The organism is Chryseobacterium hagamense, from assembly GCF_007991455.1.
In the GTDB taxonomy this organism is placed as follows: domain Bacteria; phylum Bacteroidota; class Bacteroidia; order Flavobacteriales; family Weeksellaceae; genus Chryseobacterium; species Chryseobacterium hagamense.
On record NZ_BJYJ01000002.1, the window covers coordinates 172,057 to 195,108 of the forward strand.

Annotated in this window: 21 protein-coding genes, 3 tRNA genes and 1 riboswitch; of the genes, 18 read left to right on the forward strand and 6 right to left on the reverse strand. The window is 44.0% G+C overall.

Annotated features, from left to right (window positions below):
• The 15 genes from CHA01nite_RS03650 (at window position 1) to CHA01nite_RS03720 (ending at window position 16,775) form a co-directional block, all read left to right on the forward strand.
• Window positions 1–1,233 (forward strand): efflux RND transporter periplasmic adaptor subunit, encoded by a 1,233-nt coding sequence (locus CHA01nite_RS03650; protein ID WP_146939871.1) that lies wholly within the window; start codon window positions 1–3, stop codon window positions 1,231–1,233.
• Window positions 1,234–1,243: 10 nt separating this feature from the next.
• A complete protein-coding gene (locus tag CHA01nite_RS03655) occupies window positions 1,244–1,663 on the forward strand; it encodes a Fur family transcriptional regulator (RefSeq protein ID WP_146939872.1) in 420 nt (139 codons plus the stop codon).
• 45 nt (window positions 1,664–1,708) lie between these two features.
• A complete protein-coding gene (locus CHA01nite_RS03660) occupies window positions 1,709–3,667 on the forward strand; it encodes a heavy metal translocating P-type ATPase (protein WP_146939873.1) in 1,959 nt (652 codons plus the stop codon).
• A 734-nt stretch (window positions 3,668–4,401) separates the two neighbouring features.
• Window positions 4,402–4,761: a hypothetical protein gene (locus CHA01nite_RS03665; protein WP_146939874.1), complete on the forward strand. Its 360-nt coding sequence runs from the start codon at window positions 4,402–4,404 to the stop codon at window positions 4,759–4,761.
• A 175-nt stretch (window positions 4,762–4,936) separates the two neighbouring features.
• Window positions 4,937–5,212: a YHS domain-containing protein gene (locus CHA01nite_RS03670; RefSeq protein WP_146939875.1), complete on the forward strand. Its 276-nt coding sequence runs from the start codon at window positions 4,937–4,939 to the stop codon at window positions 5,210–5,212.
• On the forward strand, window positions 5,199–5,876 hold the full coding sequence (locus tag CHA01nite_RS03675; RefSeq protein ID WP_146939876.1) for an SCO family protein: 678 nt from the start codon (window positions 5,199–5,201) through the stop codon (window positions 5,874–5,876). Before CHA01nite_RS03670 ends, CHA01nite_RS03675 begins: the two co-directional genes overlap by 14 nt.
• Before the next feature lie 185 nt (window positions 5,877–6,061).
• Complete coding sequence (locus CHA01nite_RS03680) at window positions 6,062–6,736, forward strand: superoxide dismutase (RefSeq protein WP_146939877.1); 675 nt, start codon at window positions 6,062–6,064, stop codon at window positions 6,734–6,736.
• A 3-nt stretch (window positions 6,737–6,739) separates the two neighbouring features.
• A complete protein-coding gene (locus CHA01nite_RS03685) occupies window positions 6,740–7,108 on the forward strand; it encodes a hypothetical protein (protein WP_228458331.1) in 369 nt (122 codons plus the stop codon).
• 204 nt (window positions 7,109–7,312) lie between these two features.
• On the forward strand, window positions 7,313–8,140 hold the full coding sequence (locus CHA01nite_RS03690; RefSeq protein ID WP_146939878.1) for an MbnP family protein: 828 nt from the start codon (window positions 7,313–7,315) through the stop codon (window positions 8,138–8,140).
• On the forward strand, window positions 8,133–9,206 hold the full coding sequence (locus CHA01nite_RS03695; RefSeq protein ID WP_174771805.1) for a cytochrome-c peroxidase: 1,074 nt from the start codon (window positions 8,133–8,135) through the stop codon (window positions 9,204–9,206). The genes CHA01nite_RS03690 and CHA01nite_RS03695 overlap by 8 nt, the downstream gene beginning before the upstream one ends.
• Window positions 9,207–9,243: 37 nt before the next feature.
• Complete coding sequence (locus CHA01nite_RS03700; protein WP_228458332.1) at window positions 9,244–10,158, forward strand: transporter; 915 nt, start codon at window positions 9,244–9,246, stop codon at window positions 10,156–10,158.
• 309 nt (window positions 10,159–10,467) lie between these two features.
• Window positions 10,468–10,651, forward strand: a riboswitch (cobalamin riboswitch).
• A 111-nt stretch (window positions 10,652–10,762) separates the two neighbouring features.
• Window positions 10,763–12,784: a TonB-dependent receptor gene (locus CHA01nite_RS03705; RefSeq protein WP_146939881.1), complete on the forward strand. Its 2,022-nt coding sequence runs from the start codon at window positions 10,763–10,765 to the stop codon at window positions 12,782–12,784.
• Window positions 12,781–13,917 (forward strand): YncE family protein, encoded by a 1,137-nt coding sequence (locus tag CHA01nite_RS03710; protein WP_146939882.1) that lies wholly within the window; start codon window positions 12,781–12,783, stop codon window positions 13,915–13,917. The genes CHA01nite_RS03705 and CHA01nite_RS03710 overlap by 4 nt, the downstream gene beginning before the upstream one ends.
• 12 nt (window positions 13,918–13,929) lie before the next feature.
• Window positions 13,930–15,126, forward strand: a complete 1,197-nt coding sequence (locus tag CHA01nite_RS03715; protein WP_146939883.1) for a cell surface protein — start codon at window positions 13,930–13,932, stop codon at window positions 15,124–15,126.
• A gap of 32 nt (window positions 15,127–15,158) precedes the next feature.
• On the forward strand, window positions 15,159–16,775 hold the full coding sequence (locus tag CHA01nite_RS03720) for a T9SS type A sorting domain-containing protein (RefSeq protein ID WP_146939884.1): 1,617 nt from the start codon (window positions 15,159–15,161) through the stop codon (window positions 16,773–16,775).
• A 397-nt stretch (window positions 16,776–17,172) separates the two neighbouring features.
• Here the strand turns inward: CHA01nite_RS03720 and CHA01nite_RS03725 are convergent.
• From CHA01nite_RS03725 to CHA01nite_RS03750, 6 genes are all read right to left on the reverse strand, one after another.
• Window positions 17,173–17,244, reverse strand: a tRNA-Glu gene (locus CHA01nite_RS03725).
• A gap of 95 nt (window positions 17,245–17,339) precedes the next feature.
• Window positions 17,340–17,411, reverse strand: a tRNA-Glu gene (locus CHA01nite_RS03730).
• An 11-nt stretch (window positions 17,412–17,422) separates the two neighbouring features.
• Window positions 17,423–17,677, reverse strand: a complete 255-nt coding sequence (rpsT, locus tag CHA01nite_RS03735) for a 30S ribosomal protein S20 (protein WP_146939885.1) — start codon at window positions 17,675–17,677, stop codon at window positions 17,423–17,425.
• A 67-nt stretch (window positions 17,678–17,744) separates the two neighbouring features.
• Window positions 17,745–18,065: a hypothetical protein gene (locus tag CHA01nite_RS03740; protein ID WP_146939886.1), complete on the reverse strand. Its 321-nt coding sequence runs from the start codon at window positions 18,063–18,065 to the stop codon at window positions 17,745–17,747.
• 10 nt (window positions 18,066–18,075) lie between these two features.
• Window positions 18,076–18,150 (reverse strand) — tRNA-Glu (locus CHA01nite_RS03745).
• A 56-nt stretch (window positions 18,151–18,206) separates the two neighbouring features.
• Window positions 18,207–19,493, reverse strand: coding sequence for an N-acetylmuramoyl-L-alanine amidase family protein (locus CHA01nite_RS03750; protein WP_146939887.1), 1,287 nt, complete (start codon window positions 19,491–19,493; stop codon window positions 18,207–18,209).
• A 66-nt stretch (window positions 19,494–19,559) separates the two neighbouring features.
• On the opposite strand from CHA01nite_RS03750, the gene CHA01nite_RS03755 reads away from it, so the two are divergent.
• From CHA01nite_RS03755 to CHA01nite_RS03765, 3 genes are all read left to right on the forward strand, one after another.
• Entirely contained in the window at window positions 19,560–22,148 is a 2,589-nt protein-coding gene (locus CHA01nite_RS03755) for a putative LPS assembly protein LptD (protein ID WP_146939888.1), read from the forward strand.
• Window positions 22,149–22,210: 62 nt separating this feature from the next.
• Window positions 22,211–22,591 carry a RidA family protein gene (locus tag CHA01nite_RS03760; RefSeq protein ID WP_146939889.1) on the forward strand — a complete coding sequence of 127 codons (381 nt, stop codon included), beginning with the start codon at window positions 22,211–22,213 and terminating at the stop codon, window positions 22,589–22,591.
• Window positions 22,591–23,043, forward strand: a complete 453-nt coding sequence (locus CHA01nite_RS03765; RefSeq protein ID WP_146939890.1) for a hypothetical protein — start codon at window positions 22,591–22,593, stop codon at window positions 23,041–23,043. Before CHA01nite_RS03760 ends, CHA01nite_RS03765 begins: the two co-directional genes overlap by 1 nt.
• Window positions 23,044–23,052 lie beyond the last annotated feature (9 nt).

A 23,052-nucleotide genomic window follows, 5' to 3' on the forward strand; every position in this document is an offset into this window, starting at 1 on the left:
ATGAACCCAAAATATAACATCATACGGCTTTTATTTTCAGTTGTTTTTATGTTCAGCTGCAGTAAAAAAGAATCAGTGGAAAATGCAGAAGAGAAAACGGAACAGTCTGAAGAACAACATCAGGAAGCACCTCAGACCATCGCTTCTTTAACGGAAGAACAGATAAAAGCGGTCGGCATTACATTAGGCAGCATCGAGATGAAGGAACTGACAGCAACCATAAAAGCCAACGGGCAGCTCAGGGTTCCGAACAACAACAAAGCAACGGTAACTTCCCTGTACGGCGGAATCATCAGGACCCTAAACATCCAGGTCGGAAGTTCCGTGAAGAAAGGGCAGGTAATTGCTACCATTGACAATCCGGAATTCATCAGGTTGCAGGAAGATTATTTAACCACAAACAGCCGGATTATTTACGCCGAACAGGAATACCGCAGGCAGCGGGAACTTTTCGACAATGATGCCGGCGCCCGGAAGAACCTGCAGAGTGCCGATGCGGAACTGAAAACCCTTCGGACCAAAAAGGCATCGCTTTTACGGCAGCTTCAGATGATGGGAATCAGCCCGGGGTCGGTAAGTAACGGCAACATGAGATCCGGCCTGGTGATCACGGCACCGATCAGCGGAACGGTCAGCAGCATTGCATCACAGATCGGTAGCTATGTGGATGTCTCGTCGCCGGTTGCGGAAATCATCGACAACAATTCCATCCATCTCGATCTTCAGGTGTTTGAAAAAGACCTGCCGAAGATGAGAACCGGGCAGGTGGTCCATTTTAAACTCACCAACAACCCCGAAACGGAATATGATGCGGAAATTTACAGCATCGGTTCCTCATTTGAAAATGACAGCAAAACCATTTCCGTTCATGCCAGTGTTACCGGAAACAAAACCGGACTGATCGACGGGATGAACATCACGGGAATCGTAAGCCTCAATAAAACCGTAACCCCGGCCATTCCTGATGAAGGCATAGTGGAAGCCGACGGGAAATTCTATGTATTTGTACAGACGGATGAAAATCCTGATGCCCACGAAAGCCACCGGAAAGAAACTGGAAAAATGCCGCAATCCATTAATTTTGAAAAAGTGGAAGTGGTAAAAGGTTCATCCGATATGGGCTATACAGCGGTTACTCCTGTAAAACAGATTGCCGCCGATGCGAAACTTGCCGTAAAAGGGGCTTATTTCATTAATGCAAAACTGACCAATTCAGGCGAACATGAACATTAAAAACAAAAATATGAAAAAAGATACCGAAAGCAGATTGCTTGATAAAAATACCAAGCCGACGAGTATGCGGATCCTGGTGTATGATTTCCTGAGCTCTCAGGAAGCCGCCCTGTCTTTATCTGAAGTCGAGAGCCATTTTGAGAATGCAGACCGTACCACGATTTACCGTACCCTGAAAACATTTGAAGAAAAAGGCATCGTCCACAGCATTCAGGAAAATAATACCACTAAGTATAAGCTCTGCCATGACCATTGCAGTGAAAGCACCCATAAAGACCGGCACTTGCATTTCTACTGCAAAATCTGTAAACAGACGACCTGTAAAGAGGAAATTTCTTTTCCGGAAACGTTAAATACCGATTTCCGGATCGATGAAATCAGGCTTTTTGCTAAGGGAATCTGCGAACACTGCCTCGGAAGTTTGCAATAGCATTGCATTTGCTTTGTTATTACATTTGATTTAAAATTTACCTTTATGGAAGAATGCTGCAGTACAAAACCGAAAAAAGAACATAACCATAATCATGAAGATCATGATCATGACCACGGCCATTCTCACGATACGGAAGGCAAATCTGCATTTCAGATGTTTCTTCCGGCCATTATCTCTTTTGCCCTTTTATTATTAGGGATTATACTGGACCATGTGGTAAAGCCCGGCTGGTTTTCCGGCTGGATCCGGCCGGTATGGTACTCGGTGGTTTATCTTCCGGTGGGATTGCCTGTACTTAAAGAAGCTTTTGAAAGCATTAAAAACGGCGATATATTCTCTGAATTTTTCCTGATGGGAATTGCTACCGTCGGTGCTTTTGCTATCGGTGAATATCCTGAAGGGGTTGCAGTGATGCTGTTTTACTCAGTAGGAGAGGTCTTTCAGGCCATGGCGGTAACCAGAGCACAAACCAATATCAAGACTTTGCTGGACCAGCGTCCTGATGAGGTAACGGTAATCCGGGAGGGTAAACCGCAAACCATAAAAGCCGAACAGGTGAATATCGGGGATATCATTCAATTAAAATCAGGGGAGAAACTCGGGCTGGACGGCGAACTGCTTTCGGAAACCGCTTCTTTCAATACGGCTGCCCTGACCGGTGAAAGTAAACCCGATACGAAAACAAAAGGCACTGCCGTTCTGGCGGGGATGATTAACCTGAATACCGTCAGCCAGGTAAAGGTAACAGCCGCCTATAAAGACAGTAAGCTGAGCCGCATCCTGGAGATGGTACAGAATGCCACTGCCCAGAAAGCTCCTACCGAACTGTTTATCCGCAAATTTGCGAAAGTTTATACGCCGATTGTCGTGTTCCTGGCCATTGGAATTACTTTGCTGCCCTATCTTTTTGTTGAACATTATGAATTCAGGGACTGGCTCTACCGCGCACTGGTATTCCTGGTGATTTCCTGTCCGTGTGCTCTGGTGATCTCTATTCCGCTGGGCTATTTCGGGGGAATCGGCGCGGGAAGCCGGAACGGGATTTTATTTAAAGGAAGCAATTTCCTGGATGTGCTGGCAACCGTCCGGCAGGTGGTGATGGATAAGACCGGGACCCTGACGGAAGGGGTTTTCAAAGTGCAGGAAGTGAATTTTAATAATGGATTCGATAAAGATGAACTGCTGAAATTGGTAAATGCTCTGGAAAGTAAAAGTTCACATCCTGTTGCTACGGCTATCCATGAGTACGTAGGCGAACCTGACCATTCCGTCAAACTGGAAAATGTAGAAGAAGTCGCCGGGCAGGGCCTGAAAGCAACGGTTAACGGGAAAGAACTGCTGGTCGGGAATTTCAGGCTGATGGATACCTCCGGTATCCGCTATGATTTTAATCCGGAAAACATTGTTTACACAGTCATTGCCGTAGCATACGATCAAAAATTTGCAGGCTATCTCACCATTGCCGATGAGGTAAAACCGGATGCGAAGCAAACCATCAGCCAGCTACAATCCTTAGGCGTAACCGCAACGATGCTCAGCGGCGACAAATCTTCCGTGGTACAACATGTTGCCGGTATTCTGGGAATCCAGAATGCATACGGCGACCTGCTTCCCGAAGACAAAGTGAATAAAGTAAAGGAAATTAAAGCTAAAAAACAGACCGTTGCTTTTGTTGGAGACGGAGTAAATGATGCCCCCGTAGTTGCCCTGAGCGACGTGGGCATTGCGATGGGCGGACTTGGAAGCGATGCCACCATCGAAACCGCCGATGTGGTCATCCAGGACGACAGGCCAGGTAAAATCCCGATGGCCATCAACATCGGAAAACAAACCAAAAGGATCGTCTGGCAGAATATTTTTTTAGCATTTGTGGTAAAAGCCATTGTGCTCATTCTCGGCGCCGGAGGACTGGCTACGATGTGGGAAGCAGTCTTCGCCGATGTCGGGGTTGCATTGCTGGCCATTCTGAATGCCGTAAGAATCCAGCGGATGAAATTTTAAAGGAAGAGAATGGGTGTAGGAAGTTTGAGCAAAATACCGATTATTTAATCTCCCACAGATGGCACGGATTTTCACGGATGATTGCGTTTATTTTAACACATAAGTCACAGAGAGAATTTTGTAATTTGTGTGCTTATCAAGCATCACCTATTAAACTTTATGATGCAGGGTAATACTCTTTTGTCTCTTTTGAGGTTAAAAGTTTCCAACGTATTTCTCTGCATAAATTTATGGATGTTGATGGCACAATTAATAGGCACGGGCTTTAGCCCCGTTTAAAAAGAGGACACCTTCCATCCGGCTTCATCCCAAATTTATTTAACCAGAAATTAACACGGATTTTCACGGATAATTGCGCATATTTTAGCACATGAGTTACAGAGAAAGTTCGAATGGCTTGAAAATACTTTTAGAACATATGAGATTAAAAATCAAAGATTTTTTAAAAACTTTTGTGCGCTTTTTTGACGTTCAATATTAAACTTTATTATGCAGTATAATAGTCTTTTGTGACCTTTGTGGTGAAATTTTATAGTAAGGCTCCGCTTTGCCGCCACAGCGTAATCCCATTAAAAATCTTTGATTTTCTTCTTCTATGATCTGAAATATGCGCAAAGCAGGAATCTGAATCTCATGTGACCGATATGTAAAATAGCTATTCCTGAAATGACTTTCATCATAAAGTCACCGTAAAACAATTTTCAGTAGTATATTTGCGGGAATAAAATCCCCGGTTGAAATTTTTCATTTCCATATTTATTATTTTTACCATTGCATTACGTCCGGTACTGCCGCTGATCGACTATGCCGTGAATTATAAATATATTGTGGAAAACCTGTGTGAAAAAAGAAATGTTCCGCAGTCTACCTGTAAAGGAAAATGCTACCTGGAAAAGGAACTCTCCAAAACGGAGAAACAGTCGAACAATGGTCAGAACTTAAAACTTGCCGGACTGGATGTGTTTGTTTCTCATGACATTTTTTCCTGTTCACTTGTTCGATCTCATGCTGAGAATCAAAAAATAAGACCGGAGTTTACCGGTTTTCACACTTCAGAATACCATTCCCGGATATTCCATCCCCCTTTGGGTTAATTTGCCTCACTGAATTTAAGTTGCCACCGGCAAATACGGATGTATCTGTCTTTGAATGATAGAATGATGCGTCCGTAATAATGTCACCGGTAAGGTTGATATGACGGATGGAATTAAATTGAGTCCGGAATTCAACTGTTTTTTCCTGTATCTATTAATTTCAATTTCGATAAAAATGAAATCAAAACTTATTGTAATGTCATTCATGGCGGTTTCCCTGATGGCCTGTGCCCAGGAAACGCCCAAAGTAAAACATAAAAAAACTACTTCCGCTGCAAGATCAAATACAAAAACGGTAAAATTTGCCAATGCGGAAGACCCGATCTGCCATATGCCGACTGAAGCGGATATGAAAGATACGGCTGTGTACAAAAATAAGACGTACGGTTTTTGCAGTGCGTACTGCAGAGACGAATTTAAAAAAAATCCGGAAAAATATGTCCAGAAATAAAAAACCGCAATCAAAAAGCAGGATCATCATCCCTTTGGCGGTCATAGCATTGCTTTTCCTGGGAATCGGTATCGGTATGGGATATTTTAAAAAAAACCTGTATACGGTAATGAAAGTCCCGGATTTTGAGCTGACCGACCAGAACAACAGGAAGATTACCAATAAGGACATGCTTGGAAAAGTATACCTGGTGGAATTCTTCTTCAGCAGGTGCCCGACGATATGCCCGGTCATGAATACCAATATGAGCGCTATCGAAGAGCAAATCAATGATCCTGAATTCGGAATTGTTTCCATCAGCATCGATCCGGAAAACGATACGCCTAAACTGCTGAAGGAACATGCCGAAAGGATCGGCGTAAAATCCCCGAACTGGCATTTTCTTACCGGAAACCGGGAGTATATTGGAAAACTGGCAGACCAGTTCAATATTTATGTCGGCGATAAAGAAGATGAAAGCGAAAGCTTAAACCACAGCGGGATGATTGCCTTGGTTGATAAGGAAGGGAACATCCGTTGCCGGTATAACAAAGAGAATATGCCGATCCTGTACTATTCCGGTCTGAATTACGAAGATCCCGAAGGAAAAATACCGAAGCTGACGGGAAAATACCATCCCGACCGGGAAATACTGATCGAGGATATCAGAAAGCTGTTGAAGTAGAAGAGGGATGCCGGACGCCGGAAGTTAATTTAGTTTAATATTGAATTTTATATCAAACGGCTGATAAGCATTAAATTTGCTAGGATAGAGAAGAAGATGAAAGGGGAGTGGCCGCTGATCTCAACTGCCAGCTTCCATCACCTGTCTTCCAGCATAATAAATACAAACCACAAAAACGAATCGTTATGAAGATTATGAAAGTAGCTGCTTTAAGTGCAGTATTTGCAGCGCAGTTTGCGTTGGCACAGTTCAAGCAGTCGCCTTTGCCGTATGCCTATGATGCCCTGGAGGGGAACATCGATGCCAAGACCATGGAAATCCATTACTCCAAGCATGCAGCAGCATACGTAGCCAACCTGAACAAAGCCATTGCCGGCACACCACAGGAAAAGCAGACCCTGTTTGAAATCATGTCGAATGCTTCAAAAATGCCAATGGCGGTAAGGAACAATGCGGGAGGGCATTACAACCACGAGCTGTTCTGGACGGTACTTACCCCGGTAAAAAATACACAGCCGTCCGCAAAACTGGCAAAAGCCATCAATGACGCATTTGGAAGCATGGATGCCTTTAAAGAAAAGATGGCAAAAGCGGGGGCCGACCGTTTCGGATCCGGATGGGCATGGCTTTCCGTGGACAAGAGCGGAAAATTATTTGTTTCTTCAACGCCTAACCAGGACAATCCGTTGATGGATGTGGTGGAGGAAAAAGGAACTCCGATTTTCGGGATCGATGTATGGGAACATGCCTACTACCTGAAGTACCAAAACAAGAGAGCCGATTATCTGACGGCCATCTGGAATGTAGCCAACTGGAAAGAAATCAGCAGAAGGTACGAAGAAGCGGTTAATAAAAAATAATCCTTGAACTTCATTTGCAGCATATTCCTCACTTTGTTTATGGTGTTCAGGCCTCTGATCCCACTGGTGGAATATGCTGTAAATTATGATTATATTGTTGAGACCCTCTGTATCAACAAAAGCAGGCCGGAGCTTCACTGTAACGGAACATGCTACCTCACCAGGGAAATCGCAAAAAACAATGCACCCGAGTCCTTTCCTTTAAGCAAATCCAAAAATTCCGGAAAGACACTGTTGGATATTTATATTCTTCCTGAGATAGCTGACGTTACGCCCAAGTTTGAAGCTTTCTCTTCCGGTACCGGTTTTTCCTATAAAACAGATTATTTTTTTTTGTTCCTGAAGTCCATTTTCAGGCCACCGGTTTTTTAAGTTGCTTTTTATCGCTTTTAACGGCAAAAGTTTTCACGGTCAGTCGATCCGTCTGATATTTATTGATTTTCAGTATTCCGCTTTGATTTATAGAGCGGGGGTAACTTTCTGTCGTACTAATCAAACTTTGCCTGCTTATCAAATGGGATGTTTTTCATTCGATTTCCATTTCTATTTAAAAAAATTCAACTTAAAAAATCAACAATGAAAATTTATAAATTTTTGTACTCATTATTTATTGCCTTTACCTTTTTCACTTTTGTTTCGTGCCGCAACCATGATGAGGATGACGCCTCACCGGAAGCTACAGGAAAACTCCAGCTGAAATTTGAAAACGGATTCAACAATCTGGGGGATATCGTACTGAACCAGACCATCCAAACCTCTTCCAACGGACAGAAGCATCAGTTTTCCGCTTTAAAATATGTCATCAGCAATATTACGCTGATCGACGAAAACGGCGGGGTCTTCAGATATCACTACAACAATCCTGACCAGGGGGCTTTTATTATCGATCAGGCAGAAGCTGTTGCCGGAATCAGTTATATCAACCTTACGGAAATTCCGAGAAATAACTACCGGAAGGTTAGATTCGGTCTGGGAATCAGCCAGGATGCTTATCTTCTGGGACAGGACGGCCAGGGAATCTTCTGGCAGAAAGCAAAAACGGCAGGCATGGCCTGGTCCTGGGCTGCCGGGTATATTTTTACCAAGCTGGAAGGTAAATACGGAACTTCTTCGCCCACGAACGGATTTATGAACCATTGCGGGAATATGGGAAATACATCGGCCAACAATACCCCGGATCTTTACCGGGAAATCACCCTCGATTTACCCACTGCTGCCAGGGTTTCAAAAAACATTACCCCCTCCGTGCATATTCTGGCGGATCTGAATCAATACCTGAGCGGAGAAACGGCTGTAAAGCTGGACAATTCCAATGATATGGCGATGGGATCCAGCCAGCATCTGGTACAGGTCACCAATAACCTGACAAAAATGTTTAAAGCAGATCATGTGCATAATGATTAAATTATTTAAACCCTCAGGAGCGGAACGGAGCGCTGCTCTCCGTTTTTTACTGTTTTTAAGTGTGCTGACCCTGTTTTCATGCGCTGATGAAGTGATTGAACCGTTAACTAAAGACGAAGTCTACCATCTCGAAAAACCTGCCGGATTTCCCGAAATGACTTTTGATGTTACGGGAAACCCGCTTACCGTGAATGGGATAGCCTTAGGAAAGAAACTCTTCTACGAAGGAAAATTATCCCGGAACAACACCATTTCCTGCGGCTTCTGCCACATCCAGGAATATGCTTTTACCCACCATGGCCATAACGTCAGCCACGGAATCGATGACCGTCTCGGCATGCGGAATGCCCTGCCCATCCAAAATATGGCTTTCCTTAAAAATTATACCTGGGACGGGGTAAGCCATCATCTGGACGAAAGATCCCTGGTTCCCATCACCACAGACTTTGAAATGGACAGCTCCCTTCCCGAAGCTGTAGGGAAGCTGAATGCCGATCCGAGCTATAAAAAGCTGTTTAAAGCGGCTTATGGCGATGAAGGAATTACCGGGGAACGGATGTTGAAAGCCCTGTCGCAGTTTATGGCAACCCTGGTTTCAGCCGATTCAAAATACGACCGGATGAAAAAAGGAACAGCCGTTTTTACAACAGAAGAGAACAGGGGAATGGCTTTGTTTCAGAATAAATGTGCCGCCTGCCATTCGGGAGGTCTTTTTACGGATGAAAGCTACCGCAATACCGGGATGTATTACAACGCGCAGCTTGGCGACCGGGGAAGATACCGGGTAACCCTGGACTGGAATGACAACATGAAATTCAGGGTTCCAAGCTTAAGAAATGTGGAATATACCGCTCCGTATATGCACGACGGGAGATTTTATACCCTGGAAGCGGTACTGGATTTTTATTCCGATAACATGGAAGACCAGCCCAATATCGATCCTGTGCTGAAACAGAACGGGCATCCCGGAATTCCGATGACGGGGCAGGAAAAGCAGGATATCATCGCTTTTCTTAAAACATTGAGTGATAAGAATTTCATGACCAACCCAAAATTTGCAGAATAAGCAGACTATGAAGCATCTATTTTTAATAATAAGTTTAATGGTCTGTTGCTTAATTCAGGCCGAAATTCCCGGAGACAGTCTGCTGATGGTTCCCAAGCTATTTAAAACGACGGCCCCTGATGATTGTGATGCCTGCGGCTGTGCGGCGGGAAACGGATCTTCAGGCTTTGAATCGCTGCTCAATCCGCAGTTTGTCGGACTTAAATATTTTGCACAACATTACAAGGCAAAAGAAAATCTGTTTGTGAACGACCTGACCCAGGATCAGTATTTCAATACCCTCCAGCTTTGGGCAAAAATTCCGGTCACGGAAAAACTGGGTGTCTATGCCAGCCTGCCATTTCATTTTCATGAAAAGCAGACCTTGCAGGGAAACGTCAGGATCAGCGGACTGGGAGATGCCAGTCTGCTGGGGATTTACCGGCTGCTGAAATCAGGAGATAATATGCATCAGCTCAACGGCGGCGCGGGTATAAAAATCCCGATTGGGAAATTTAATGAAAAAGGACTTTCCGGCGTTAACCCCGGTTTTCAGCTCGGGACCGGCAGCTGGGATTACCTGCTGGTACTGAATTACACGTTCCGGAAAGATAAGACCGCAATCCTGCTGAATACGGATTATACGGTAAAAACCGAAAACCGGAAGCATTACCGTTTCGGGAGCCAGTGGAATTATTCTGCTACCGGCTTTTATCAGATTTCGGGAAACGGAAACATCATTTTCTCCGGGAAAGCTGGAATGCAGGGGGAAGTGTACGGCGGCAACAGACAGTTCGGTGAGATCCTGCCTGACACTTCCGGAAGTGCCCTTTACGGAAAGATTGGTTTCGAGGCAGCCTTTAAAAAGATCAGTCTCGGCAGCGAAATGATGCTTCCGGTTTATTCCGGTCTGGCCGGAGGAAATCTCGAAGCAAAATCCCGTTTCAGCCTTTTCCTGAATATCGGGATCTGAACTCTTCTGGCTACGCTGATTGATAAGTGCAGCTGTTCCATGACCGGGAGCTTTTGCATTAAAATAATCATAAATTTTAGAAAAGCTACCTTAAACCTTTGAAGACCGGCCGGCTTAAAATGATAGAGCCGGCTTTTTTAAAGGGAAGAATCAGGAGAAAAAGAAAATCATCCTATTGCAAAAATCTGAATTCCGGTTGTAACCGCAGCACTGAACACCGGGGTTATCATTGGAAAAGAATGTTTTGTGAATCCGATTGGTTTGGAAATCAATATTTTAATTTAAATAAGGCATCTGTGGATTATTTGTCTATCTTTGCTGAAGTCTGGTGAGCCGTAAAAAGCGCTTAAAAGGGAATCCGGTGAAAATCCGGGACAGACCCGCTGCTGTAAGCTTCATCAAAAAGTTTCTGAAGACAACATCCACTGTTTTTAATGGGAAGGATTTCGGAAACGGAGTAAGTCAGAAGACCTGCCGGATTATTTATCGTTTGACGCTTTCGTGGAATAAAGCTTAGGACATCATTGATTCTGTGCAGTATACAGCTGTGCTAGATCGTTGTATTCTTATATCCGTTAGCGTCATCATTATCCTTAATGAGCTAATGGTGACCACAATTTTTACATCTCCGTTCCAGAAGATCGCCTGCGTGATATTTGTGCTGGCTGCAACCCTTGTTTTTTCACAATCCGGGAAAGATACCCTTAAGGAACAGACCATTGTTCCGGTGGCCCTTAAAAAGAAAAGCTTTAAGGAAGTGCTTCCTGCCCAGGTGCTGTCGGGGGAGGAGCTCGAAAGGCTGAACAGCCAGTCGGTAGCCGATGCTTTACGGTATTTCTCTGGAGTCCAGATTAAAGACTATGGCGGAATCGGCGGCCTGAAAACCATTAACATCCGGAGCATGGGAAGCCAGCACGTCGGGGTTTTCTACGACGGTATCCAGATCGGGAATGCACAGAACGGAATCGTAGACCTGGGAAGATATTCCCTGGATGACCTGGAAGAAATCTCATTATACAACGGACAGAAAAGCGAGATTTTCCAGCCGGCCCGGGACTTCGGCGCTTCGGGATCCATTTATTTACAACCCAGAATTCCGGTGTTTAATGGTGAGACGAAAACAAATCTCGTGATGAGATCCAAGAACAGTTCCATTGATCTTTTTGATCCTTCCTTCCGCATAGAACAGAAAATTTCTGAAAACATTTCGGCAAGCTTCAGTTCGGAATTTCTGCAGAGTGACGGCCAGTACAGATACCGGTACCGGAAAAAATATCCTGACGGCAAAGTGGCTTACGATACAATCGCCAGAAGACTGGATTCCGATATACGCAGCAAGCGCTTTGAAACAAGCCTGAACGGTACCTTCAGCAACGGAAGCTGGAATGTGAGAGGATACGGCTACTTATCCGACCGGGGAATTCCTGATGCTATTGTCAACAACCGTTTCGACGGACGCGGACAAAGACAGAGGGATGAAAACTTTTTCGTGCAGGGAAGCTTCAGGAAAAAACTATTCCCGAAACTGGAAACCCAGCTGAAGGCCAAATTCGCCTACGATTATACGCATTATACAGATACGGTTTCCTCCATAAAAATTCAGAACCAATACATTCAGAGAGAACTGTATGTATCGAATTCAAATATATTCTCTCTTACCCCGGATTGGGACGTCAGCGCAAGCATCGATTTCCAGTATAATAATCTGGATGCAGACCTGGTTAATTTTTCCTATCCGGTACGGTATACCACTTTGGCTGCTTTTGCAACCACCTACCGCTGGAACCGCCTGAAATTCCTGGGAAGTGTGCTGGGCACTTTTGTTTCTGAAACCGTTGAAAAAAATACAGCTTCACCCGACAGGACGGAATGGACTCCTTCGGCATTCCTGAGCTATCAGCCGTTCGCAGGAAAAGATTTTACGGTAAGGGCTTTTTATAAAAGGATTTTCAGGATGCCTACTTTCAATGACCTGTATTATACGATGATCGGCAGCATTTCACTGAAACCTGAGTTCACCAACCAATATAACTTTGGGTTTTCCTACTCCAGAGGGTTTTCAAAATCCGTACTGCAAAGGATTTCCGTGAAAGCAGACGGGTATTTCAACAAAGTGGAAGATAAAATTATTGCCGCTCCGAACGGAAGTATATTCCGTTGGCTGATGCTGAACCTCGGTGAAGTGGAAATCCTCGGAACGGACGTCAATCTTCAGGCTGACCTGCTTTTCGGGAAAGTAAAAGTCCGTCCGCTATTGAACTATACTTTTCAGAGGGCACGGGACTTTTCAGACCGGAAGGAATCGTATTTCGGGCATCAGATCCCCTATACCCCTTGGCACAGCGGTTCATTTTCCCTGATGGCAGATTACGGGAACTGGAGCTTCAATTACAGTTTTATGTACGTCGGAGAGCGCTATGATGTGAACCAGAACAACATTCAGTACAATTATGTTCAGCCCTGGTATACGCATGACCTGTCTGTTCAGCGGAAAATAAACTGGAAAGAACATCAGTTCAAAGCCAGCTTTGAAATCAACAATATTTTCAATCAATATTATGACGTGGTGTTGAATTATCCGATGCCGGGCAGGACCTTCAGATTCATTTTAAGCTTTATCTTATGAAAAAAATAAACTTTTACCCGATCCTTATTCTGTTGATTACCTTAATTTCCTGCAGAACGGATGAATACATCAACCGCGAAGAAACCGAAAGCGGACTGGCACAGCCGGAAAATACGGCCATTAAAGGATTTTATCTGCTGAACGAAGGCAATATGGGCAGCAATAAGGCCACGCTTGATTTCTTTGATTATACAACCGGGACCTATCACCGGAATATTTATGCCGAGATCAACCCGAACGTTGTCAAGGAGCTGGGCGATGTGGGAAATGATATCCGGATCTACGGAAGTAAACTGTATGCCGTCATCAATGTCTCCAACAAGATCGAAGTGCTGGATGCCAGGACGGCCAAAAGAATCAAAACCATCAATCTCGAAAATTGCCGTTACCTCACCTTCAAAAACGGTAAAGTTTACGCATCAAGTTATGCCGGCCCGGTATCGGTGAATCCTAATGCACCGCTTGGAAAAGTAGTGGAGATCGATACGGCTTCCCTGACGATCCAGCGGTCTGCCGTGGTAGGATACCAGCCCGAGGAAATGGAAATTGTGGGAAACAGTCTGTTTGTTGCCAATTCAGGAGGCTATAAGTTTCCGGATTATGATAAAACGGTTTCCGTGGTGGATCTGAATTCTTTTACGGAAACTTCAAAAATAGAAGTGGCGGTCAATCTTCACCGGGTTAAAAAAGATTCTTACGGAGATCTGTATGTAACTTCCCGAGGGGATTACTACAACATTCCTTCAAGTCTGTTCGTCATTGATGCGGCAACCGGACAGATAAAGAAAGACTTCCATATTCCGGTAAGCGAGATGACGATCGTGAACGACAAACTGTATTATTACGGAAACGAATTCAATTACAATACCCACAGCTACAAAAAAACGTTCGGGATCATCAATGTGAAAACCGAGCAGGTAATTTCCAATACGATGATCGGTCAGGAGTACATTGATGCTGTCAAAACACCTTACGGAATTGCGGTAAACCCGGTTACCGAAGATATTTATATAACCGATGCGCGAAATTATGTCTCTACGGGATATGTGTACTGTTTCGATAAAAGCGGACACTTCAAATGGAAGACCGAAGGTGGTAATATCCCGGCTCATTTTACTTTTTTATACAAATAATCAGAATATCATATGAAAAGAAATAGCATGGCTGTTTTAAAAAGCATTTTATCATCTGCCGTTCTCATAGGAACCATAGGATGTAAAAGTGACACGGAAGAAGAAAGCTCAGGTTTCAGCGGGCTTGAAGAGTCTTATACGGTCGACCGTTTTAAAGTCCTGACCATCGATCCGGAGGTGGGAGGTAATTTTACCTGGAGCATCAACGACTCCCTGATTTCGCAGGATTCCCGGCTGGAATTTATCAGTCCGGCCGTAAAAGAATATCCCCTGACGCTGAAAATAGAGTCCGGCGGAAATACGGAAACCTACCATTCGAAAATTATCGTAAAGAAAGAGGCGGGCACCTACAGCCGGTACATTTCCGATGTGCTCGACTATCGTCCTGCAGTTGGCCAGTTTACCAATGAGATGCCAGAATTTCAGAACGGGGATTCGTCCGGCTCCATGCTGCAGAAGGCAAAGGCTTCTTTAGTCGGAGAGGGGTCTTCGATACTGACGTTGGGAGGATTTGGCGGATATGTGGTATTCGGCTTCGACCATACGGTTCCGGATATGAGCGGCAGGGATTTTAAAATCCTGGGCAATGCTTTTTTCGGGAATGATGCCAGCCAGCCGCGTTCGGGATCCTGTGAGCCGGGAATTATCATGGTTGCCTACGACAGGAATAAAAACGGGAAACCCGACCCGGAAGAATGGTATGAAATCGCAGGAAGCGAATACTTTAAAAATACAACGGTAAAAGACTACAGCATTACTTACTTCAAGCCAAACGAAGACAAGGTTCCCGTACCCGGTGCCGATTTCTGGCAGACTGATGCGGAATATATCAAATGGCAGGATAACCTCGGGAATTCCGGATTTAAATCGAAAAACGTCTTCCATGACCAGAGTTATTATCCTTTGTGGCTTGGTGATGCTTCCTACACGCTTACCGGAACTAAATTGATGAACAATTATTTTGACCAGAGCGGAAACGGATCCTACTGGGGCGGAACATCCTACGACTACGGATATGCCGACAATGCACCGAACAATGATGAAGCTTCCAATATCGACATTTCCTGGGCAGTGGATAAGAGCGGGAAATACGTAAAGCTTCCGGGGGTGGATTTTGTGAAAGTCTACACCGGGATCAACCAGGAAGCCGGATGGGTAGGAGAGGTCTCCACGGAAGTTGCCGGAGCCTACGATCTGCATCTTCATTAAATTTTAACAATACTTATTAATTATATTTTACAATGAAAAAGTTTTATCTTTTTGCATCGCTTTTTTTGGCTGGCTCTCTTACGCAGGCCCAATCGAACTACACGGACGGTTATTTTATGGTGAATGAAGAATGGTTCGGCCATACGAACGGATCACTTAATTTCATCAGCAATAACGGCCCGGTAGCTTACAGGGCTTACAGCACCGTCAACAACAACCAGGCTTTCGGAGCCACCACACAGTACGGAACCATTTACGGGGATAAATTTTATTTTATTTCCAAGCAGGCTGCGGATGGCGGAGATACCCAGTACACCCCGGGCGGAAGACTGGTGGTCGCCAATGCACAGACCCTGCAGAAAATTGCAGGATTCAACACCATTGGGGGAGACGGCAGATCTTTTGTAGGTGTAAATGAGCACAAAGGCTATATGGCAACTTCCAATGGCATCTATCTTTTCGACATCGATAATCTACAGGTCGGAAACCAGATTCCTGCAACCGGGGGACAGGTCGGAAACATGATCCGCACTTCGCGGTATGTTTTTGCAGTACGGCAGTCGGTAGGCGTATGGGTAATCGATCCGGATACGGATACGATCGTGTCTACCATCTCAGGTGCTTTCAATTCGGTTGTGCAGGCAAAAGACAGCAGTGTATGGGCGATCCAGGATCAGAAGCTGGTAAAAATCGATCCTTTAACCTTCGCAACGGCTGTCTTTAATATTCCGACCACCAAGTACTCCGGAAGCTGGGGAGCCTGGAATGCCGGAAGCTTTACGGCCGGCATCCAAAGCAATACCCTGTACTGGATCAATTCTATCAACAGTTTTGTTTCCGGAACCCAGATCGTAAAATTCGATGTGACGACCGGTACTTTCAACGAAAATTTCGCAACACTTCCGGGACAGACGGGCACCTACAAGCAGATTCCCTATGGGGCAGCCTTACGCGTAAATCCTGTAACGGACGAATTGATTTTGAATACCACTGAAAGCGGATACGGAACCCATTACCAGAACAACTGGATCCATACCTATGATAATAACGGGAACCTGACGAACACCAGAAAACTTGATGATTATTACTGGTTCCCGGCCATGGCTGTTTTTCCGGATAATACCCTGCCGGTGGTCAGCACCGCATTTCCGAGCCAGCTGACCGCCAACACCACTACCGTCATCGATCTGAAAACGGTGATTACCGATAATGACAACCTTTCTGCCGCCATTGTGAAAAAGGTTAAGTCCAATACCAATCCGGCAGCCGTTTCAGCAGCCATCAATGCCAATGACGAATTGGTCATTACTCCTCAGGGAAGCGGTATCGCAACGATTGTAATAAGCTTTAATTCCAACGGAAAAGTCGTTGATAAGACCCTGTCGGTGACCAGCTCTTCATCCGTATTGTCAACCGCTGAAACGAAAAAACTGGAATTCAGCATGTACCCTAACCCGGCAACTGATGTCCTTAACATTAAAAGCCAGGAGAAGGTTTTAAGTGTTTCCGTCTATGATCTGTCCGGTAAGTTGATAAACGTTCCGTTCAGCAACGGACAGGTGAATGTCAACATGCTTCCGAAGGGAATTTACATGGTCATCGCCAAAACTGAAAAAGCGGTATATCAGCAGAAACTCATCAAGAACTAACGCTTCAGTCAGCATATCCTATTGTTGAGCCTCTGCCATTTATTTGGCGGAGGTTTTATTTTAAAATGAATTTGAAGGACTGGGATTAACAGGCTGGAAGAAGAAAGCCGGATGCCGGAAGTTTTTCTTGTAAAAATATGGTCAGGGGTCGTTCTATCAAAAAGAGTTCTATTTAAAATCCCGACTGATTTAGTCTTAATTTTATTTTTAATTAATTAAATACTTGAATATATGTTAAGGATGGTCGAATTTATGTCGAACCAATCCGGCAGAGTCTAAAGGGGTTTTAAAACCAATTAGGTTTATTCACCTGCAGAGTTCCGTTGTATGGAAACAAGCTTTTAAAGCCGGAGGTATAAAAGAAAAAAAGAGATCCAAAAACTGAATCTCTTTTAAGTAGCCCGTAGGGGAATCGAACCCCTCTTACCAGAATGAAAATCTGAGGTCCTAACCGATAGACGAACGGGCCATCTGTCTTCCGCTGAATGAACAGCGTGTTAGTTGTTTGTTTTTATAAGTGTCAACTCTTATTAATTACCAGGTTAGAGTAGTAATTAAGTTTTGTAGCCCGTAGGGGAATCGAACCCCTCTTACCAGAATGAAAATCTGAGGTCCTAACCGATAGACGAACGGGCCAACTATACTTATTAAGCCAGTTTATTAACGTGCTTAGTTAATTTGCTTTTTAAGTTAGCTGCTTTGTTTTTGTGGATGATGTTTTTCTTCGCTAATCTGTCCAACAAAGAGATAACCTTTGGCAATTGTTCTGCAGCAGCAGCTTTGTCTTCTTCATTTCTTAACACCTTCAATGCTGTTCTAGCAGTTTTGTGGTAGTATCTGTTACGAAGTCTTCTTACTTCGTTTTGTCTAATTCTTTTTAATGCTGATTTATGATTTGCCATATCGTTCAAATGTGAGTGCAAAAGTAAAACCTTTTTTTTTATCCTCCAAATTTATTTTCAAAAATTTTTAATTTTCTTCAGATAAATATTTTCGAAGTTTATCTATTGCCTGTTCTATTTTAATATTTTCGTCTTCTCTTTCTAATTTTTTGATGGTGCTTTTCAGCATAACCATCGCATTGTTCCATTCTCCAGTGGTATTGGTGAAGGTAAGTCCGTCAATCGTTACTTCAAAATCGACTCTTTCTCCATTCCGGTAAAGCCTGAAACTTATTTTATCATCACTGCCTGCAATCCCGTCTTCATTGATTTTTAAATCGTAACTTTTTGGGTTAGAGTGGATTTTTTTAAAAAGCAATTTTGCTTCCTGTATTTTTAAATCCGGCATGATATAAATTTGGTAGCCTATAGGAGAATCGAACTCCTGTTGCAAGGATGAAAACCTTGAGTCCTAACCACTAGACGAATAGGCCAAATTTTGAGGTTGCAAAAGTAGGAATTAACTTTTTAACTTCAAAATTATTTTCTGCTATTTGAAAACTTTTTGGATAATGGTATTCTTAATTCCTTTAGCCTCAATCTCTTTCTGCAGCTTCACAGCATCCTCCAGAGTATAGACTTTTCCGTAGGTATAATAGAATACGCCGTTTTCTTTATTGCGGTCTACATCTTTCAGCGTCTGAAGAACAGGTGAATTTCCGTTCAGCTTATCGCCTACATAGACCTCAATCGTGTAATACCCCGAATTCAGTTTCTGGTTCGGCATAAATCCGACGGCATAGGCATTCCTGAAGCCGGCATCTTTGGCGGTTCTTATGTTGATGTCCCTTACCGAAGCCAGGTTGGTAACACCATAATAGTATTTATACTGACCGTTTTCTTTGATCGGTAAAATGTAATTCAGGCCTTTCAGCGCAGGATCTCCGTCATTGAATTTCTGAGGCGAACTTAAAAGAAGAATTCTGAAATCATTTTTCAGGGCTACTTCTGCAGGTTTTTCCGGTTCCGGTTTTTTTACCACCGCTGAAATGCCGGATTTCCGGTCAATGGCTTTTTTGTAATCGATAATGGCCTGATAGATACTCTGTGAAATTTCTTCCTGACCTTTTTCCGAAGCCAGATAGTGGCTTTCTTCCGGGTGGTTGATGAATCCGGTTTCGATAAGCACCGATGGCATGGCGTTCATCCGGAGGACGTGCAGGTTTTTCTGGAACACCCCCCTGGAAAACCTTTTGTCCTTATTCACGAAATTATCCTCTACCAATCCGCCGAGCAGGAGGCTGGATTCCAGGTATTTGCTTTGCTGGAGCTTCAGGGCGATCAGGGATTCCGGTGAGCTGGCGTCGTATGAACCAAAGGTCTGTTTATCTTTTTCATCCAGGAAGATCACGTCGTTTTCCCTTTTGGCGACTTCCAGGTTGGTGTCGTTCTGGTCGGGTCCCTGTACATAGGTTTCCGTGCCGTAGGCGGTAGGCCTCTTCGAGGAATTACAGTGGATGGATACAAAAAGATCGGCTTTGCTCCTGTTGGCCAGATTCGTCCGGTCGGATAATGAAGGGTATTCATCGATCTTACGGGTATAGATAACTTTAAAATCTTTATTTTTTTCAAGCATGGCCCCTACTTTCAGGGTGATGGTCAGTGTAACATCCTTTTCGGCAACCCTCCCGATATCGGCGTATGACCGGTTGGCTCCATGGTCACTTCCCCCGTGTCCTGCGTCTAAAACAACGATGAATTTCTTTTGCGAAAAAATGAAGTTGGTAAGGAGTAGGAAGAGAAATGATAAAATTATTTTAAAATTTACTTTGTGCATCTTACAGTTTTAAAAATTATATTAATTTTGACCCTTAGTATTATACCTATAAATATAACAAAAAAATTGGTCAAAACCGTCTCCAAAAATATATTACAAATTTTAATTATCCTAATTTTTAACAATTTTTTAGCACAGCAGACGCCTGAAAAATTGCCTGAAAATCCGGTTAATGATACCATTTCCAGAAAAGACACCGTGGTAGTGAAAAAGGAATCCCTTGAGGATGTTCTCCGTACCAAGGCGGATGTCCAGCGCCGGGATTTCCAGAAAAAGATGATCTACCTCAACAGGAATGCGCAGGTGAAATACCAGGATATGCAGATCGATGCCGATTATATCTCCATCGATGAGCAGAAAAACATCATGTATGCCCGCGGGAAACAGGACTCCCTGGGGAAAATTATAGAACCGGTGATCACCACGCAGGGCGGGAAGATCTATGAGACCACGGAGTTTCAGTACAACACCAAAACAAGGCAGGCCATCGCCTTTAATGCGAGGACGGAAGAAAATGAAGGGGTGATTGTCGCCAATAAAACCAAAAAATATAACGATTCAGTTTTTGCGATGAAGCGCGCGATCTACACCACCGACGATTATTTCATCAAGAAAAAAGATACGGCGGCGGATTATTACCTGCGGGCTTCCAACATCAAGCTGGTAAAAACCCGGAACAAATCGTCCATTATTTCAGGACCGATCCAGATGTATATTGAAGAAGTACCGACGCCGCTGATTATGCCCTTTGCCATTCTCCCGTTTTCAGACAAGCGGTCGGCCGGTATCCTGATCCCGAGTTTCGGGGAACGGCAGGACGTCGGGTTCTTCCTGAACGGATTGGGCTATTATCAGCCGATCGGTGAACATTTCGATCTTAAAGTCCTCGCGGATATCTATACCAAAGGAAGCTGGAACCTGAGGCCGGAAATGAATTACATCAAGAAATACCGGTACTCCGGGAACTTCTCCGCCGATGTAGGAACGATGGTCCGCGGGATCAAAGGGCTTGACAATTACGGAAAAACCGGAACCTACCGGATTGCCTGGAGGCATACCCAGGATACCAAAGCCAATCCTTTCCTTACGTTTTCCGCTTCGGTAGATGTCGTCAGTACCAAATTCTATAACAATACCCTGAACAACAATTACATTCTCAACCAGAATGTCCTCAATACCCAGCAGAACTCTACGGTAACCCTTACCAAAAGATTTCTGAAGCTGCCGGTGACGATTACCGGAACCGCTTCCTATTCACAGAACTTTGCAACCGGGCTGTCGGATCTCCGATTGCCGCAGATGAATATTGCCATCAACCAGTTTTATCTGTTCGGTTCCAAAACGGGAGTAAGATCGGGACTGCTGGAAAATTTAACGGTAAATACCGGGATCAATTTAACAAATTTTGTCCAGACCAACGAAGGTGAACTTTTCAAAGCGGCCATGTGGGACAAGCTGCAGACGGGACTTAAAAACAATATTGCTTTAGGAACCAATACGACGGTTGCCAAATATTTTACCTTCAGTTTGGGAGCCAATATCGATAATGCCCTGACGACAAAAACGGTAGATAAATTTTACGATCCCATCCAGAATAAAGTGTTGACTGAAACCAATAAAGGGGTTTCCGGGTATTCTACTTTCTCTACGACGGCGAGTTTGCAGACCACTTTGTACGGAACAAAAAACTTTAAAAAAGGATCAGCCATTGAAGCCATCAGGCATATGATGACCCCAAGTATCGGGTTTACCTATTCTCCGGATTTCGGAGGTTCTGGATTTGGTTACTACAGGAATTACTATGATGCCAACGGTGCCTTAACGCCTTATTCCATCTTTGAAGGCGGTATCATCGGGTCGCCTTCAAGCGGGCTGGTCGGCGCTTTAGGTTTCAATATCGGGAACAATGTGGAAATGAAAGTGCGGTCTAAGAAAGATTCCACGGGCGTGAAAAAAATAAAGCTTTTTGAATCCCTGAACCTTTCCGGAAACTACAACTTTGCGGCAAAAGATCATCCTTTTTCCATTATTACCGTCAACGGGCAGTCTTCCTTCTTTAATAACAAACTGAGCGTCAACACCAGTTTATCCCTCGATCCTTACCGAATTATCTACATTCCGGGACAGGAAGCAGGGATCAGGACAGAGAATTTCGGGCACTTCAGTGTACAGGGATTCAATGTTCAGATGTCTTATCCTTTAAGCAGCGAAATCTTCGGTGAGAAAACGGATTACAGCAAGAAGTACAGCAAAAAAGGGGAGATCAGGAACGAAAATTATTATTTCGACGATGACAACTATGCCCATTTCGATCAGGCCTGGACGCTGAACATCAATGCCAACTACGCGTATACGAGAAGCTCGGCTTCCAGGACACCAACCAAGCTGGCCTCCGTAGGGCTGGACGGAAGCCTCAAGCTGACGCCTTACTGGAACATCAACGGAAGTACGCACTACGATATGGTAACCCAGCAGCTGGCTTATACGAGGATAGGATTTTCAAGGGACCAGCGGAGCTTTACCATCAATTTCAACTGGGTGCCTTTCGGGCAATATAAAGTCTATGATTTCTTTATCGGGATCAAAGCCAATATCCTGAGCGATGCGCTGAAGTACAAAGACCGAAGTTTTACACAGCCGAATGCACCATTCTAGCATCAGATTTGATATTTGATTATAGAATATAAATTTTATATTTGCACCCAAAATAAATTCTAATGAAAAAAATAATCAACACGGAAAATGCGCCTGCAGCAATCGGACCGTATTCACAGGCCAATATGGCAAACGGTATTCTGTATATCTCGGGACAGATCCCGGTAGATCCTGCAACGGGAAAACTTGCAGAAGGTATCGAAAAGGAGACGCATCAGGTAATGAAAAATCTGGAAGCCGTTCTTACGGAAGCCGGAATGACTTTCAGAAATGTTGTAAAGGCAACGATCTTCCTTAAAAGTATGGATGATTTTGCGGTAATGAACGACATTTATGCTTCCTACCTGGATGCGGAAAGCTATCCTGCCCGTGAAACCGTACAGGTTTCCTGCCTGCCGAAAAATGTTGATATTGAAATTTCCATGATCGCACACCAGGATTAATGAATTTTATAAGAAATACAATTGCGGTTATCGTAGGCCTTGGCATTGCAGGGCTTATCATCACTCTTGGCATCAGGATGTTTCCGCAATGGGTAACTTTTGAGGCCTTCGCTCCTTTCGAGCATTGGCAAAAATTTCTTCAGAGCATGCAGAAAGACGGGGCATTTTTTGGCTTCCTGCTGTTTATTTCCGGATTGGGAACTACGGTGGGAGGTGTGGCTACAGCCATTATCGTTAAATATGCCAAAGTAGCCTATGCGATCCTGATCGGTTTCATCATGCTGTTTATAGCGATGCTGGACGTGATCATTTTTCCCTATCATCCTACATTTTATAAGGTGTCCATTTTCCTCACGTTTTTTCCTTTTTCGTGGATCGGAGGAAAAATAGTTGAAGTCATCTATGAAAGGAAAAAGAGAAGGAATATTGCTGAGAAGATCAACAGACTCTAAATAACAGAA

Coding starts and splice junctions, on each gene's coding strand:
- CHA01nite_RS03650 (WP_146939871.1), top strand. CDS start 1: ATGAACCCAAAATATAACATCATACGGCTTTTATTTTCAGTTGTTTTT.
- CHA01nite_RS03655 (WP_146939872.1), top strand. CDS start 1,244: ATGAAAAAAGATACCGAAAGCAGATTGCTTGATAAAAATACCAAGCCG.
- CHA01nite_RS03660 (WP_146939873.1), top strand. CDS start 1,709: ATGGAAGAATGCTGCAGTACAAAACCGAAAAAAGAACATAACCATAAT.
- CHA01nite_RS03670 (WP_146939875.1), top strand. CDS start 4,937: ATGAAATCAAAACTTATTGTAATGTCATTCATGGCGGTTTCCCTGATG.
- CHA01nite_RS03675 (WP_146939876.1), top strand. CDS start 5,199: ATGTCCAGAAATAAAAAACCGCAATCAAAAAGCAGGATCATCATCCCT.
- CHA01nite_RS03680 (WP_146939877.1), top strand. CDS start 6,062: ATGAAGATTATGAAAGTAGCTGCTTTAAGTGCAGTATTTGCAGCGCAG.
- CHA01nite_RS03690 (WP_146939878.1), top strand. CDS start 7,313: ATGAAAATTTATAAATTTTTGTACTCATTATTTATTGCCTTTACCTTT.
- CHA01nite_RS03695 (WP_174771805.1), top strand. CDS start 8,133: ATGATTAAATTATTTAAACCCTCAGGAGCGGAACGGAGCGCTGCTCTC.
- CHA01nite_RS03700 (WP_228458332.1), top strand. CDS start 9,244: ATGGTCTGTTGCTTAATTCAGGCCGAAATTCCCGGAGACAGTCTGCTG.
- CHA01nite_RS03705 (WP_146939881.1), top strand. CDS start 10,763: ATGGTGACCACAATTTTTACATCTCCGTTCCAGAAGATCGCCTGCGTG.
- CHA01nite_RS03710 (WP_146939882.1), top strand. CDS start 12,781: ATGAAAAAAATAAACTTTTACCCGATCCTTATTCTGTTGATTACCTTA.
- CHA01nite_RS03715 (WP_146939883.1), top strand. CDS start 13,930: ATGAAAAGAAATAGCATGGCTGTTTTAAAAAGCATTTTATCATCTGCC.
- CHA01nite_RS03720 (WP_146939884.1), top strand. CDS start 15,159: ATGAAAAAGTTTTATCTTTTTGCATCGCTTTTTTTGGCTGGCTCTCTT.
- rpsT (WP_146939885.1), bottom strand. CDS start 17,677: ATGGCAAATCATAAATCAGCATTAAAAAGAATTAGACAAAACGAAGTA.
- CHA01nite_RS03740 (WP_146939886.1), bottom strand. CDS start 18,065: ATGCCGGATTTAAAAATACAGGAAGCAAAATTGCTTTTTAAAAAAATC.
- CHA01nite_RS03750 (WP_146939887.1), bottom strand. CDS start 19,493: ATGCACAAAGTAAATTTTAAAATAATTTTATCATTTCTCTTCCTACTC.
- CHA01nite_RS03760 (WP_146939889.1), top strand. CDS start 22,211: ATGAAAAAAATAATCAACACGGAAAATGCGCCTGCAGCAATCGGACCG.
- CHA01nite_RS03765 (WP_146939890.1), top strand. CDS start 22,591: ATGAATTTTATAAGAAATACAATTGCGGTTATCGTAGGCCTTGGCATT.